The sequence below is a fragment of the Desulfocurvus sp. DL1XJH-121 genome (assembly GCF_054819825.1).
In genome coordinates, this window is sequence record NZ_JBTVWW010000023.1 from 25976 (window position 1) to 40591 (window position 14616).

Annotated in this window: 14 protein-coding genes; 10 read left to right on the plus strand and 4 right to left on the minus strand. The window is 67.1% G+C overall.

Annotation, left to right across the window (positions count from 1 at the left end; translation table 11 throughout):
• Positions 1-105: 105 nt before the first annotated feature.
• From thiL to ACYYG1_RS14330, 10 genes are all read left to right on the plus strand, one after another.
• A complete protein-coding gene (thiL, locus tag ACYYG1_RS14285; protein ID WP_461211005.1) occupies positions 106-1095 on the plus strand; it encodes a thiamine-phosphate kinase in 990 nt (329 codons plus the stop codon).
• Entirely contained in the window at positions 1092-2087 is a 996-nt protein-coding gene (gene tsaA, locus ACYYG1_RS14290) for a tRNA (N6-threonylcarbamoyladenosine(37)-N6)-methyltransferase TrmO (protein ID WP_461211006.1), read from the plus strand. The genes thiL and tsaA overlap by 4 nt, the downstream gene beginning before the upstream one ends.
• The gene (locus ACYYG1_RS14295) at positions 2084-2713 is read left to right on the plus strand and encodes a LysE family translocator (protein WP_461211007.1); all 630 of its coding nucleotides are present in this window, start codon (positions 2084-2086) and stop codon (positions 2711-2713) included. The genes tsaA and ACYYG1_RS14295 overlap by 4 nt, the downstream gene beginning before the upstream one ends.
• Before the next feature lie 272 nt (positions 2714-2985).
• Positions 2986-4584 (plus strand): DNA repair protein RecN, encoded by a 1599-nt coding sequence (locus ACYYG1_RS14300; protein ID WP_461211008.1) that lies wholly within the window; start codon positions 2986-2988, stop codon positions 4582-4584.
• Between the two features lie 179 nt (positions 4585-4763).
• Positions 4764-5447 carry a response regulator gene (locus ACYYG1_RS14305; protein WP_461211009.1) on the plus strand — a complete coding sequence of 228 codons (684 nt, stop codon included), beginning with the start codon at positions 4764-4766 and terminating at the stop codon, positions 5445-5447.
• 2 nt (positions 5448-5449) lie between these two features.
• Positions 5450-7279 (plus strand): ATP-binding protein, encoded by a 1830-nt coding sequence (locus tag ACYYG1_RS14310; protein WP_461211010.1) that lies wholly within the window; start codon positions 5450-5452, stop codon positions 7277-7279.
• 104 nt (positions 7280-7383) lie between these two features.
• Positions 7384-8142, plus strand: coding sequence for a phosphate ABC transporter ATP-binding protein PstB (gene pstB, locus ACYYG1_RS14315; protein ID WP_461211011.1), 759 nt, complete (start codon positions 7384-7386; stop codon positions 8140-8142).
• Between the two features lie 9 nt (positions 8143-8151).
• The gene (phoU, locus tag ACYYG1_RS14320) at positions 8152-8814 is read left to right on the plus strand and encodes a phosphate signaling complex protein PhoU (protein WP_461211012.1); all 663 of its coding nucleotides are present in this window, start codon (positions 8152-8154) and stop codon (positions 8812-8814) included.
• Between the two features lie 122 nt (positions 8815-8936).
• Positions 8937-9551, plus strand: coding sequence for a TetR/AcrR family transcriptional regulator (locus tag ACYYG1_RS14325; protein WP_461211013.1), 615 nt, complete (start codon positions 8937-8939; stop codon positions 9549-9551).
• A 32-nt stretch (positions 9552-9583) separates the two neighbouring features.
• Positions 9584-10054, plus strand: a complete 471-nt coding sequence (locus ACYYG1_RS14330; protein ID WP_461211014.1) for a C-GCAxxG-C-C family protein — start codon at positions 9584-9586, stop codon at positions 10052-10054.
• Between the two features lie 80 nt (positions 10055-10134).
• Here the strand turns inward: ACYYG1_RS14330 and ACYYG1_RS14335 are convergent, their stop codons facing one another.
• The 4 genes from ACYYG1_RS14335 to pstA all read right to left on the minus strand — a co-directional run bounded on the left by ACYYG1_RS14335 (position 10135) and on the right by pstA (position 14585).
• Entirely contained in the window at positions 10135-10803 is a 669-nt protein-coding gene (locus ACYYG1_RS14335) for a DUF47 domain-containing protein (RefSeq protein WP_461211015.1), read from the minus strand.
• Positions 10804-10840: 37 nt separating this feature from the next.
• Positions 10841-12076, minus strand: coding sequence for an inorganic phosphate transporter (locus tag ACYYG1_RS14340; RefSeq protein ID WP_461211016.1), 1236 nt, complete (start codon positions 12074-12076; stop codon positions 10841-10843).
• A gap of 229 nt (positions 12077-12305) precedes the next feature.
• Complete coding sequence (locus ACYYG1_RS14345) at positions 12306-13505, minus strand: PhoH family protein (protein WP_461211017.1); 1200 nt, start codon at positions 13503-13505, stop codon at positions 12306-12308.
• Between the two features lie 261 nt (positions 13506-13766).
• Positions 13767-14585 carry a phosphate ABC transporter permease PstA gene (pstA, locus tag ACYYG1_RS14350; protein WP_461211031.1) on the minus strand — a complete coding sequence of 273 codons (819 nt, stop codon included), beginning with the start codon at positions 14583-14585 and terminating at the stop codon, positions 13767-13769.
• Positions 14586-14616: the final 31 nt, after the last annotated feature.

Below are 14616 nucleotides of genomic sequence, written 5' to 3' on the forward strand. Positions count from 1 at the left end.
GATCGTGTGACCCTCCGGTTCCTGCTCCTTGGCGGACGGTTTTCTTCCCCGGGGATATCGTTTACCGTGCCCTTGGCCGCGCCCGGCCAACAGCAAGGAGACCGCATGCCCACCCGTTCCCCGGCCTCGGAGCAGGAATTCCTGCGCCTCGTGGACCGCCACTTCCCCCTGGCGCACCCGCACACGCCCCTGTCCCGGGGCGACGACTGCGCGCGCCTAGCCTGCTCCGGAAACCTGGTCCTGTCCACGGACCTGTTCCTGGAGGACGTGCATTTCCGCCGGTCCTACTTCCCGGCCGAGGCCATCGGCCACAAGGCCCTGGCCGTGAACGTCTCGGACATCGCGGCCATGGGCTGCCGCCCCCTGGGCTTCAGCCTGGGGCTGATGGTCCCGCCAGGCGGCGCGGGCCAGGACGAAACGTTCTGGGACGGCCTGTTCGCGGGCATGGCCGCGCTAGCCCGGGAACACGGTCTGGCCCTCACGGGCGGGGACCTGTCCAAGGCGCCCATGCTGGGCCTGTGCCTGACCATCTGGGGCGAGCCCGGGCCCACGGGCCGAGTGCTCACGCGCACGGCGCGCCCGGGCGACGCCCTGCTCGCGGTAGGCGGGCTGGGCCAGGCCCGCGCCGGACTCCAGGCCCTGGAGGGCATTGGCCCCGCGGCGGCGCGCCGCCTGCCGCGCTGCGCGGCCGCGCACCTCAGGCCCCGGCCCAGGGTGGCCGAGGGACTGCGTCTGGCCGAAGCGGGCGCCACGGGCTGCATGGACGTGTCCGACGGGCTGGCCCAGGACCTGCCCCGGCTGCTGGGCCCGGGCCTGGGGGCCCGGCTGGAGATTGCCGAACAGGCCCTGGACCCCGAAATCCCGGTCTGGTGCGCCGAGACCGGGCAGGACCCGGCGCGCTTCGCCTATCTGGGCGGCGAGGACTACGCCCTCCTGGCCGCCGCGCCCCCCGAGGCCGCGGACGCCCTCGCCAGCGCGCTGCCGGAGACCCTCGTCATCGGCGCGGTCACGGACCGCCCGGGCCTGATCCTGAACAACGAACCCGCACCGGACGCGGGTTTCGACCATTTCCGCGCCAAGGAGAAACAGCCGTGAACAGGGAACTGACCATCCTGGGCCGCGTGCGCTCGCCCCTCACCAGTCGCGAGCAGTGCCCCAAGCAGTACAGCGAGGGCGCGCCCGAGGCCGTGGTGGAGATCGACCCGGCGTTCGCCGAGGCCATGCACACGCTCACCCCCGGCCAGGACGTGCTGCTCTTCACCTGGCTGCACGAGGCCGGACGCCATTACATGCAGGTGCATCCCAGGGGGGACGAGAACATCCCCAAGCGGGGCGTGTTCAACACCCGCTCCCCGGACCGGCCCAATCCCATCGGCCTGCACCGCTGCCGCCTGACCTTCGTGGACGGCACGCGCCTGGGAGTGGACCACCTGGAGGTCCTGGACGGCACCCCGGTGGTGGACATCAAGTCCGCTGGCAACGAATGCCCCCGCGCCCGGGACTGGGGCCGGGACATCCCCGCCTCCGTGGCCGAGGAGATCCGCGAGGCCTGCGCCATGGGCTGGCGACGCGGCCTGTTTTCCGGGTTCAACGGCAACGTGTCCGTGCGCCTGGGCGAGACCATGGTCATCACCCGCTCGGGCGCGGCCAAGGGCTTCCTGGCCCCCGGGGACCTGACGCTCATGGACATCGCCACGGGCCGGGTGCTGGGCCTGGACCGCCCCTCCACCGAGGCCGGGGCGCATCTGGAGGTCTACCGCAACGCGCCCGAGGCCCGGGCCGTGGTGCACACCCACCCGCCGCACCTGTTGGCCCACGCCCTGCGCAGCGGTAAGGCGCGGGTGGACCTGCCCCTGTTCGAGGCGGCCATGTACCAGGCCGAGCTCACGGAGATCGAGGCCCTGCCCCCGGGCGGCGAGGAATTGGCCCAAGCCGTGGGCCGGGCGGCGGCGACGCACCGCGCCGTGTTCATGGGCAACCACGGCCTGGTGGTGCGCGGGGCCGCGCCCCTGGAGGCGGCGGCCTTTTCCGAGGAACTGGACACCCTGGCCAGGATCGCCCTGCTGGCCGCCGGAGGCGCGGCATGAGCCCGGAGCAGATGCTCGTGTTCTGCGGCGCGTCCCTGGCCCTGATCTTCGCGCCAGGGCCGGACATCATCTACGTCATGACCCGGGGCGCGGCCCAGGGGCGCGGGGCGGCCCTGGCCGCCGCCGCGGGCTTCAGCCTGGGCAACATCGTGCACGTGACCGCGGCCATCCTCGGGGTCTCGGCCCTGGTGGCCTCCTCGGCCACGGCCTTCGCCGTGGTCAAGTACGCGGGCGCGGCCTACCTGCTCTACCTGGGCCTGTGCATGTTCCGCGCGCCCGCGCCGGACCAGGGTGCGCAGGACGGCGCGGACGCGGGCAAGCCCGCCCGGGCCGTGTTCCGCCAGTCCGTGTTGGCCAACATCCTGAACCCCAAGGTGGCCATCTTCTTCCTGGCCTTTTTCCCGCAGTTCATCCGCCAGGGCGGCGCGCACCCGGCCGTGCAGATGGCGGTGCTCGGCGCGACCTTCATCGTCCTGACCTGGATCTGCTTCTCCCTGGTGGGCCTCACCGCCGGGGTTCTGGCCGCGCGCCTGCGCCGGCGGCCCGGGGCGGGCCGGACCCTGAACCGCGTGGGCGGATCGGTGCTCATGGCCCTGGGCCTCAGCCTGGCCTTCGCAAAGCGCTGAAAAGGCCCCGTCTGCAAGGCCGAAACCGAAACGAACCGGACCTCTCCTCATCCACCCGACGAGGAGGGGGCTATCCTCATGCCCGGACCCCACCCTGGCCCTCGCAAAGCGCTCAAAACCGTTCGGATGCGAGGCGCAAGGCTGGAACGGGACCGATGCGTATCCCAATACATGAGGGTCCGTTCCAGCCGAAGCAACGAAGCAGACGGGCCGTTTTCAGCGCGTTGCGAGGGTTGCTTGCGTCGGTCCTGGGGCTGGGCTAGAGTCCGGCCATGCTGGAACTGCTCAGGATACGCAACCTCGCCCTCATCGAGGATCTGGAACTGGAGCTGGCCCCGGGCCTGAACGTGCTCACGGGCGAGACCGGCGCGGGCAAGAGCTTCATCCTGCGCTCCCTGAATTTCCTGCTCGGCGACAAGCTGGAATCCTCCATGGTCCGCGACCCCACGGGCAAGGCCGTGGTGGAGGGCCTCTTCGTGCAGGACGGCGAGGAGCTGGTCATCCGCCGCGAACTGGCCGGAGACACGGGCCGCAGCCGCCTGTTCGTCAACGATTCCCTGAGTTCCCAGAACGCGGTGCAGGACCTGCGCCAGCGCCTGATCTGGCACACCAGCCAGCACGGGCAGCAGCGCCTGCTATCCCCGGCCTACCAGGCCCGCATCCTGGACCGCTTCCTGCCCGACCCGGCGCTCCTGGAGCGCCGCGAATCCCTGCTCGCGGACCTGCGCGCCGTGGCCGCCGAGCGCGGCGAGCTGGCGGACAAGATCCGCGACCTCACGGCCCGGCGCGAGTATCTGGAATACCAGGCCAAGGAAATCGCCAAGGTGGACCCCCAGGCCGGGGAGGAGGAGCGCCTCATGGAGGCCCGCAAGGCCCACAAGGACGCCGCCCGGGCCCAGGAGGCCGCCGCCGACGCCCTGGAGGCCCTGCACGGCCAGGGCGAGGGGCTCCTGGACCGCTCCGTCGCCCTGGTGCGCGCCCTGGAGGCCCTGGCCTCCCTGGACGAGGACTGGGCCGCCGAGGCCGAGGCCTGGGAGGAGTTCCGCCTGCGCCTGGGCGAACTGGACAGGCGTCTGCGCTCGGCCGAGTCCGACGCCGGGGGCGGCTACGACCCCGAGAAGGTCGAGGCGCGGCTGTACGAGCTGGCCCAACTCCGGCGCAAGCTGAACCGCTCCCTGGGCGAGATCGTGGATTTCCGCGCGGAGATCGAGGAAAACCTGTCCTTCCTGGATTCCTGCGCCCTGGACGAAAAGCGCCTGGCCCGCCGCGAGGAGGAGTTGGCCGCCGAGCTCGACTCGCTGCTCTCGGCCCTGGGCGCGGCCCGGCGCGAGGCCGCCGGCCGGCTCGCCGAAAGCCTGGCCGGGGACCTCAAGGGCCTTGGCTTCGACAAGTCCGTGCAGATGCGCTTCGAGTTCACGCCCCAGGAGGTGCACCCGGGGCTGTTCGAGGACCGGGCGCGCATGCTCTGGGTGCCCAACCCGGGCCAGCCGCCCCAGCCCCTGGACAAGATCGCGTCCGGCGGCGAATTGTCACGTTTTCTCCTGGCCCTGGTGGGGCTCATGACCCGCGAGTCGCTGCCCACCCTGATCTTCGACGAGGTGGACGCGGGCATCGGCGGCCTGACGCTCACCGCCGTGGGCCGCCGCGTCACGGACCTCTCCTCCCGGCAGCAGGTGGTGCTCATCACCCATTGGCCGCAACTCGCGGCCCTGGCGGACCGCCATTTCCAGATCCGCAAGGACGTGGCCGGCGAGGCCACCTCCGTGAACTGCGCGCGCCTGGAAGAAAGCGACGTGTTCGCCGAGCTCTCGCGCATGGCCGGAGGCGGCCCGCAGGGCGAGGCCCTGGCCCGGGAACTGCTCTCGGCCTGAGCCCGCCCGCTGTTCTTTACAATTTGATGAACCTGGCAAAGTCAACCATTCAAGGTGGTTGTCCTTGCTCTTGAGAAATGTCACCCAGTTGTAACCCGGCAACAATACTCCCGTCACAGGGCAGGTGTGTATAGCACGGCACAAACGCGACGGGCCAAGGCGGTCGCCATGGAGAAGACATGAGCAAGGAAAGCATCCTGATCGTCGAAGACGACGAAGACATCCTGCAACTGCTGCAATTCAATTTCGAGTCCGCCGGGTTCGAGGTCCACACCTCCATGAACGGGCTGGAAGGCCTGGCCATGGCCAGGCGACTGCGCCCGGACCTGGTCCTCCTGGACCTGATGCTGCCGGGCATGGACGGATTCGATATCTGCAAGGAACTGAAAAGGGACGCCGAGACCGCGCAGACCCCCGTGATCATGCTCACGGCGCGCAGCGAGGAGGTTGACCGCATCGTGGGCCTGGAACTGGGCGCCGACGACTACGTGGTCAAACCCTTCAGCTTCCGCGAACTGATGCTCAGGGTGCGCGCGGTGCTGCGCCGCGCCGGCGGGCCCGCCCCCGTGCGCTCCACCCTGCAGCGCGACGGCCTGAGCATCGACCTGGAGGCCCACAAGGTCTTCGCCGACGAGGAGGAGATCGTGCTCACGGCCACGGAGTTCAAGCTCCTGGCCGAACTCATCAAGTCCAGCCCCCGGGTGCGCACCCGCGACCAGCTCCTGACCACGGTCTGGGGCTACGAGTTCGAGGGCTACGCCCGCACCGTGGACACCCACGTCAGAAGGCTGCGCCAGAAGCTCGGCGACCACGCCCAGCTCGTGGAGACCGTGCGCGGCGTCGGCTACCGGTTCAAGGAATAACCATGCCCTCGTTCATGACCTTCAGGACACGGCTTCTGCTGGCCTTCGTCGTAGTCATCGGCCTGGCGCTGCTCCTGCCGACCTTCTACGCCCGGCAGCTGTTCCGGGACGAGATCCTGGACGACGCCGAGGCCGGGGCCGTGCGCGAACTGCGCCTGGCCTCCCTGCTCATCGCCGAACACGGTTCCTTCGAGAACGAACGGGACCTACAGAACTGGCTCACGATCCTGGGCAGCCGCCTGGATGCGCGCATCACCTACGTCAACACGGGCGGCAGGGTCCTGGCGGACTCCCACGTGTCCTACGCCCGCGTGCCGGACCTGGACAACCACGGCCAGCGCCCCGAGATCCTCCAGGCCGAGGAAGGGGAATACGGCATCAGCATCCGCTACAGCGCCACCCTGGGCAAGGAGCTGATCTACGCGGCCACGCGAGTGGACAGCCTGGCGGGCGTGCCCAAGGGGTTCCTGCGCCTGTCCCTGCCCTCCTCGGACATCAAGAGCCGCCTTGAGCGGCTGCAGAACAATTTTCTCCTGGTCTTCGGCCTGGCCCTGGGTCTGGCCTTCGTGCTCTCGGTGATCCTCTCGCGCAGCGTAAGCCGCTCCATGGCCGAGATGAGCGCCGTGGCCAAGGCCATCGGCGAGGGCGACTACAAGAAGCGCCTGCGCTTCTATCCGGGCACGGAATTCGAACCCCTGGCCAAGGCCATCAACAACATGGCCGCGTCCATCGCCTCGCAGATCGCCACCATCTCCGAGCAGGCCGGCGAGGTGGAGGGCATCCTGAACGGCATGCGCGAGGGCCTGATGGTCCTGGACGACAAGGGCCACATCGTGAAGGTCAACTCCGCCCTGGCCCGCATCTTCCCCGACGCCACACAGTACACCGGCCGCAGGCCCCTGGAGATCGTGCTCTCGCCCGAGCTGCAGGACACCTGCGACCTGGCCCTGTCCCCGGCCGAGGAGCCCGAGCGCACCATCTGGGCCCTGCAGATCGAGCCCGAGCCCAACCGCATCTACGACGTGACCATCGTGCGCCTGGACGCCTCGGACTCGTCCCTGGGCGCCATCATCGTGTTCCACGACATCAGCGAGCTCAAGCGCCTGGAGCGCATCCGCCGGGACTTCGTGGCCAACGTGTCCCACGAGCTGCGCACGCCGCTGACCACCATCAAGGGCTACTCCGAGACGCTGATCACCAACCAGGAGCTGGACCCGCAGGCCAGCCTCAAATTCCTGGAGATCATCCTCAAGAACGCGGACCACATGACCAAGATGGTGGAGGACCTCCTGTCCCTGTCGCGCCTGGAGAGCGGGGCCCAGCAGTTCTCCCCGACCCGCATCAACGCGGCCGAGGCGCTCATGGAGGCCTTCCGGGCCTGCGAGCCCCTGGCCGAGGCCAAGGGCATCGCCCTGTCCTCCACCCTGCCCGAGGAAGGGGTGCCCGTGATGGCGGATTTCGACCGCCTGGTGCAGGTCTTTCGTAACCTGATCGAAAACGCCGTGAAGTACGGTCCCGAGAATTCGGACGTGTCCGTGGACTACCGCCTGGACCAGGGAACGGCCACCTTCGCCGTCAGCGACCAGGGCCCGGGCATCCCCAAGGAGGACGCCACGAGGATATTCGAACGCTTCTACCGCGTGGAGAAACACCGCACGCGCAGCGGGTCCTCGGGCTCCACGGGCCTGGGCCTGGCCATCTGCAAGCACATCGTCGAGCGCCTGGGCGGCCGCATCTGGGCCGAGAACAGGCACGACGCGGACACGGGGTCCATCTTCCAGTTCACCATGCCCTCGGCGGGCGCCGGGGGCGACGTGCCCACGAACCTCTAGGGCCCCGCACCGGGCGGTTGCACAACGGGTCGCATCGCGGTCACGCGCGGCGCGGTCCCTCAACCACGGGCTCCGGCCCGTCAGGCAAAGATACGGACGACGACATGCACGCACACAAAATGTCGGCTGAGCACCTCGACTTCTTCTACGGGGACTTCAAGGCCTTGAAGGGCATCAGCCTAGCCTTCGAGGAATGCAAGGTCACGGCCCTCATCGGCCCGTCGGGCTGCGGCAAGAGCACCTTCCTGCGGTGCCTGAACCGCATGAACGACCTCATCGCCGGGACCCGTGTGGAGGGCAAGGTCAGCCTGGACACCGAGGACATCTATTCCCCCAAGCTGGACGTGGTGGACCTGCGCCGGCGCGTGGGCATGGTCTTCCAGAAGCCCAACCCCTTCCCCAAGACCATCTTCGAGAACGTGGCCTACGGCCTGCGCGTCAACGGCTGGCGGGACAAGACCGCCATCGCCGAGCGCGTGGAGGAGAGCCTCAGGCAGGGCGCCCTGTTCGACGAGGTCAAGGACCGGCTGCACGAGTCCGCCCTGGGCCTGTCCGGCGGCCAGCAGCAGCGCCTGTGCATCGCGCGGGCCCTGGCCGTGCAGCCCGAAGTGCTGCTCATGGACGAGCCCGCCAGCGCCCTGGACCCCATCGCCACGCAGAAGATCGAGGAGCTGATCCACGAGCTCAAGGACGCGCTGACCATCATCATCGTGACCCACAACATGCAGCAGGCCGCGCGCGTGTCCGACGTCACGGCCTTCTTCTACATGGGCGAACTCGTGGAGGCGGACGCCACGGAGACCCTTTTCACTCGGCCGAAGAACAGGCAGACCGAGGACTATATTACCGGCCGTTTCGGGTAGGAGACCATCATGGAAAGGCAGTTTCACAAACAAATCGAAGAACTGAGGATGAAGGTCCTGCACATGGCGGCCTATGCGGAGCGCGCCGTGCAGGACGCCTGCAAGGCCCTGCTCACCAAGGACGTGGACCTGGCCGAACAGGTCATCGAGAAGGACGTCGAGGTCAACCGCATCGAGCTTGAGATCGACGAGTACAGCCTGCTGCTGCTCGCCCGCGAGCAGCCCGTGGCCCGCGACCTGCGCTTCATCACCGGCGCGCGCCGGGTGGTCATCGACCTGGAGCGCATCGGCGACGAGGCCGTGAACATCGCGGAGAAGACCATCTTCCTCTCCAAGCTGCCCGAGGTTCCCGTGAGCCCCATGCTGGAGGAGATGGTGCAGGTGGCCCAGGACATGCTGCGCCTGTCCCTGGAGGCCCTCAAGGAGGAGGATCCGGACAAGGCCGCCGAGGTCTGCCGCATGGACCACAAGGCCGACGACCTCAACGTGCGCATCCTCAAGAAGACCATGGACGACATGGTCACCGAGGTCACGGGCGTGCGCCGCGCGGTGAACACCATCCTGGCCACCCGCTGCCTGGAGCGCGTGGGCGACCTGTCCACCAACGTGGCCGAGACCGCCATCTTCATCGCCGAAGGCGTGAGCGTGAAGCACAACTACGAACGCTTCTAGACCGCATTCCCCCACGGGGCCCGCGGCGCGCGCCGCAGGCCCCGTTTTCTTTGTTCCGCCGGGGCATTGACAGCCACCCGGGCTTGTGTCACCAACCAGTGACGGAAAGCACGGGAGGAGCGATGGCCACCAAGGCGCGATGTAACAACAGGAAGGAAACCGAACGCAGGCTCGTGGCCTCGGTGGGCCGCATCCTGGCCAGCGAGGGCTTCCGGGCGCTCGGCGTGAACAACATCGCCCGCGACGCGGGCGTGGACAAGGTCCTCATCTACAGATATTTCGGCGGGCTGCAGGAGCTGGTCAGCGCCTACGCCCGCAGCGAGGAGTTCTGGCCCCCGGTGGAGGAACTCCTCCAGGGCACCGGGGACCTGCCCTCCCCCTGCCCACCGGCCAAGCTCCTGTCCCGGTATTTCCGCAACTTCACCAGGGCCATCCTGGCCCGGCCCCAGTCCATCGAAATCCTGGCCTGGGAGATGGTGGAACGCAACGAGCTCACGGACATCGTCAACGCGCGGCGCGAGCGCATGGCCCTGGAGCTTCTTGACCGCCTGGGCCGGAGCGCGCCCCACTCCCTGGACGCGGCCATGGTCCTGACCCTCGTGGCCGGGGCCGTAAACCACCTGCTGGTGGCCTCCATGCGCCGCGGCAGCATGGGCGGCGCGGACCTGCGCTCCGACGAAGGCTGGGACCACATACACGACACCCTGGACATCATGCTCATTCGACTCTTCGGCTGATCCTCTACCCCACTCATTCAGGAGAACTTCCAATGAATCACGTCCCCGCTCCCTGTGAATCCGCCGCCCGCCTGCTCAAGGGCATGTCCTGCTCCGAGGCCGTGGCCACGCTGTTCGCCGAACGCCTGGGCCTGCCCACGGCCGAGCTGCGCCGCGCCATGAGCTGCTTCGGCGGCGGCATCGGCGGCATGGGCGGCCCCTGCGGTGCGGTCACGGGGGCCGTCGCGGTCATCGGCCTGGCGCACGCCCCCGAGGACCCCTTCGACCAGAAGGCCAGGCGCGCGACGTACACCCTGGTGCGCCGCTTCACGGACGAGTTCGCGGCCCGCCACGGCTCCATCCAGTGCTCCGCGCTCACGGGCCAGGACCTGGCCCTGACCCGCGAGGACAAGATCGCGGCCAAGCGCGACGCCGCCAAGACCATCTGCCCCGGGCTCATGGCCACGGCCGAATCCATCCTCGGCGAACTGCTCGAAATGGCGGCCGAGGCCCCGGCGGGCTGATCCCCACGCACGCGGAACCGATAAAAAAACGCCCCCCGGCCTTGCGGCGGGGGGCGTTCGTTCGTCCTGTGCGGCGCGGGTCAGCGCGCGATCATGGAGCGCAGGATGTCCGCGCAGTTCTCGGTGTTGTGGGCCATGCCGTCCAGCTTCTCCACGAAGTGGATGAGCTGGTAGATGTCCTTGAAGTCCATGTCCGTCTTGTAGATGTCGCTGCACAACTGGTTCTTCATCTTGAAGATCCGGCTACGCTTGCGGCGGATGGACCAGAACTTGTCCTTGGTGCCGCGCCGGTCCAGGTGCTCGATATTCACCAGCCCCAGGGTGGCCTTCAAGGCCTCGCCCAGCATCTCGGAGATGGTGTCCACCTCCTCCAGCATGGCGATGATGGTCTTCTGGAACTCGGCGGGCACCTCCACGGCGCGCATGGCCAGCCACTGCATGGCCTCCTGGGCCTCGTCCAGCACGTTGTCCTGCGCCTTGGTGTATTGCAGGAACAGGTTCTTATCCACGGGCATGAACAGCCCGCGCGGAAGATGGTTGCGGATGCGCCGCTTGATGAGGTCGGCCTGGTTCTCGATCTCGTCCACCTGTTTCACGAGCTCGACGAAATCGCGGCAGGCCCCGCCCGCCACATAGCACTCCAGGCTCTCCCTGATCACGTCAACGCACTCGTTGATCTTCGTGTAATGCTCCACCAGCCCGTCGAGGGGGCTCCGGTCAGCCAAAATACCAAAAAAGGGCAACCTCATGCTGTCTCTCCTTTTCCACCCGCAGAATCCACCAATGTTACCCGATTGTCCACGTCAAAATCTTGAAGAACACAATGGACGTCAACGCCGCTATGGGCACGGTCAACAACCAGTAGACCACGATATGCCCCAACACTGTGAAATCCACCGCCTTGAAACCGCGCGCCAGGCCCACGCCCGTGACCGCTCCCACGGCGGCATGGGTCGTGGAGACCGGCAATCCCAGTTTGGAGGCCACGAGCACCGTGGTGGCCGCCGCGAAGTCCACGGCGAACCCTCGCGTATTGGTCAGGGTCGTGATCTTCTCGCCCACGGTCCGCATGACCTTGTGCCCCAGAAGGCAGATGCCCAGGGCGATGCCCGCCCCGCCCAGGGCCAGGAGCCAAATGGGCACCTCGGCCTTGGCCAGGAAGGCCCCCTGCTTGGCCAGCACGTAGATGGCCGCGATGGGGCCGATGGCGTTGGCCACATCGTTGGCCCCCTGGGACAGGGCCACGTAGCAGGACGTGAAGATCTGCATCTTGCGGAAGATGGCCTCCACGCCCTCGGCGCTCTCCTCCACCCGCATGGACAGGCCGTAGGTCATGCGCGCGCCCACCACCCAGGCGCCCGCCGCCAACAGCCCGATGAGGGCCAGGGTCTCGTACCAGGCAAGCGACAGCTGCTTGCCCACCGGAGTCTTGAACAGGAACGAGAAGCCCACCAGGACCATGGTCAGGGCGATCCAGCGCGGTCCCCACTTCCTGGCCTGCTCAAGAAAATTGCTCTGCAAAAAGATGTTGCGCCTGATCTGCGTGAAGATCACGAAGGCGATGCCCGCGGCCAGGAACGGCGAGATGAACCAGGACAGGACCACGCCCCCGAGCTTCATCCAGTTGACCACCGAGGGCCCGCCCGCCACGATGCCGAAGCCGAGGATGGCGCCCACTATGGAATGGGTGCTGGACACGGGAAGGGCCGTGAGCGTCGCCACCAGCACCCAGCACGACGCGGCCATGAGCGAGGCGAACATGCCCAGCAGGATGATCTGCGGATCCGCGATCATGTCGGGATTGATGATGCCCTTGCTCACCGTGGCCGTGACGTGGGAGCCCAGAAACACCGCGCCCACGAAATTCAGGCTACCCGCGATGAACACCGCCTGCTTGACGGTGATGGCGCGGGCCCCCACGGCCGAGGCCATGGAGTTGGCCACGTCGTTGGCCCCCAGGTTGAAGGCCATGAGAAATCCCGCCCCCAGGGACAGGAAAAAAAACAGATCGAACAAATCCATGCGTTGTGTCCTTGCAGGAGCCGAAAGAACCGGATTGACAAGGCTGAGGCCGCGGCCACGGGCACGCGCCCGGGTGCAATATTACAACTAGGTTACAATTCTGTGACGGCCGGCCCGGAACCGGACCCTATACGATATTCGCGGCGATGGGAATGACGGGAACAGGGGCGCCGGCCCGGCCGACGCCCCTGTCCGGGAGGGGGCCGCAGCCCCCAAGGCATGAGGAGGACTACAATTTGGTCTTCAACACCAGGTCGGTGATGGGCCCGCGCGAACGGTCGCCCTTGAGCACGATGTGGGCGTAGTTGGACTGGCCCTTGAACTTGCGCACGATCCAGTTCAACCCGTTGTTGGATTCGTTGAGATAGGGGTTGTCCACCTGCCTGGTGTCGCCCAGGCAGACGCACTTGACCCCCTCGCCCATGCGCGTGAGCAGGCTGCGCACCTCGTTGCGCGAAAGGTTCTGGCATTCGTCCACGATGACGAAGGCGTTCTCGATGTTCATGCCCCGGATGAAGGCCAGGGGCAGGATCTCCAGCTTCTTGTTGTTGTACTTGGGCGCGTGGGCCTCGGGGTCCACGAAGAGCTTGTTGGCCGGGCGCTGGGAATGCAGTTTGAGCACCAGGTCCAGGATGTAGCGCACGTAGGGCTCCATCTTCTCCTCGATGGCCCCGGGCAGGTAGCCCATCTTGGCGCCCAGCTCGATGGTCGGCTTGACCACGTAGATCTTCTGGAAGTTGTGCTTCTCCAGGGTCTGGTAGAAGGCCGTGGCCAGGGCCAGGAAGGTCTTGCCGAACCCGGCCTCGCTCTGCACGGACACGATGTCCACCCCCGGGCTGTTCATCAGCTCCAGGGCCAGGTTCTGGTATACGGTGCGGGGCCGGATGCCCCAGGGGGTATGGGTGTAGGAGACCATTCGCGGCCCGTCCGGCCCGTGGATCACGGGCTTGCCGTCCAGCCAGGCGAAGCTGTTGGGCATGGGCTCGGCACCGTTCTCGCAGAACCCCGTGTACTGCTGGGATTCGGACTCGAAGGGCCTGGAGTCCTTGAACTCCTCGCTGGAGATGTTGGCCAGGGACGCCTGCAGCTGCAGGATGCGGTCGTTGGTCACCAGGATGGGGTCGCTGATGTCCGCGCTGGCCTGGATTTCCTTGAGGATGAAGTTGTCGACTATCTCCTCGGTGAACTTGGAGATGCTGGAATCGTTGCGGATGAAATGGATGTTTTCCCGGTTCTCCAGGAGCACGTCGATGACCTTGGCCACGATGTGCCTCAGGCGCGGGTTCGTCTTCAGCGTATTGAGTTCGATGAGGACGTGGTAGGGGATGTAGATGTTGTTGTCGTTGCCGTTCTTGAGACTCAGGATGCTGTTGGGGTTTTCGATGAGGACATTGGTATCGACGACATAATTCTTGCGTATCTGGGTCATCGATTGGCGGCTTCCCTTGTATTGGACGTTGGCGGGGACTGGGAACTGCCGGCTCCAACCTGGAGCGTGCCCGGGGGGTGATCTGGCCCAGGGTTCGTCCGAAGCATAGGTAAAATCCCCCTGCCTGTAAACGAATGCGATGATTTTTTCTAGAAAATCTATAGAGCCGTAACCTGGCCGTCACGCCCTCCCCCGGACGCAACGCGGCCCGGGACGCGCTGCGCGTCCCGGGCCGGAACAAAATCCATGTTTTCGAAGCGGCTAGAGCTTCTTCTGGAGCCTGGCGCGCAGCCAGATGGCCACGATGTTCATGCCCAGGACCAGGGCGATGAGCACCAGGGCGGTGCCGTACTGCAGGGGCCTAGTGGCCTCGATTTCCGTGCCCGCCGTGGCCAGCACGTAGATGTGGTACGGCAGGGCCATGACGTCGCTGAAGATGGAGTCGGGCATCTTGGGCGTGAAGAACACGGCGGCCGTGAACATGATGGCCGCGGTCTCCCCGGCGGCCCGGGACAGGCCCAGGATGGCGCCGGTGAGCATGCCGGGCATGGCAGCGGGCAGGACCACGCGCTGCACGGTCTGCCACTTGGTGGCCCCCAGGCCCAGGGAAGCCTCGCGGTAGGTGTCCGGGACGCTTCTGAGGGCCTCCTCGGCCGTGCCGATGATCACCGGCAGGGTCAGGGCCCCCAGGGTCAGGATGCCCGCCAGGATGGACACGCCCATGTGCAGGAAGGTCACGAAAAAGGCCAGGCCGAACAGGCCGAAGACCACCGAGGGCACGCCCGCCAGGTTGTTGATGCCCAGGCGGATGATGCGCACGAGCTTGGGGTTGGTGGCGTATTCGTTGAGGTAGATGGCCGAGGCCACGCCCAAAGGGAAGGCCACGAGCATGGCCCCGAAGGACAAGAGGAAAGTGCCCGCGATGCAGGGCCAGATGCCGCCCGCGGTCATGGAGTCGCGCGGGGCCTGGGTCAGGAATTCCCAGCTGATGGCGGGCAGGCCGTTGTAGAACAGGAAGATGCAGATCACGGCCAGGGCCAGGCCGTTGACGCCCGAGGCCGCCCGGAACAGGCCGAACATGACCTTTTCCACGGCGCCCCGGTTGCCCAGA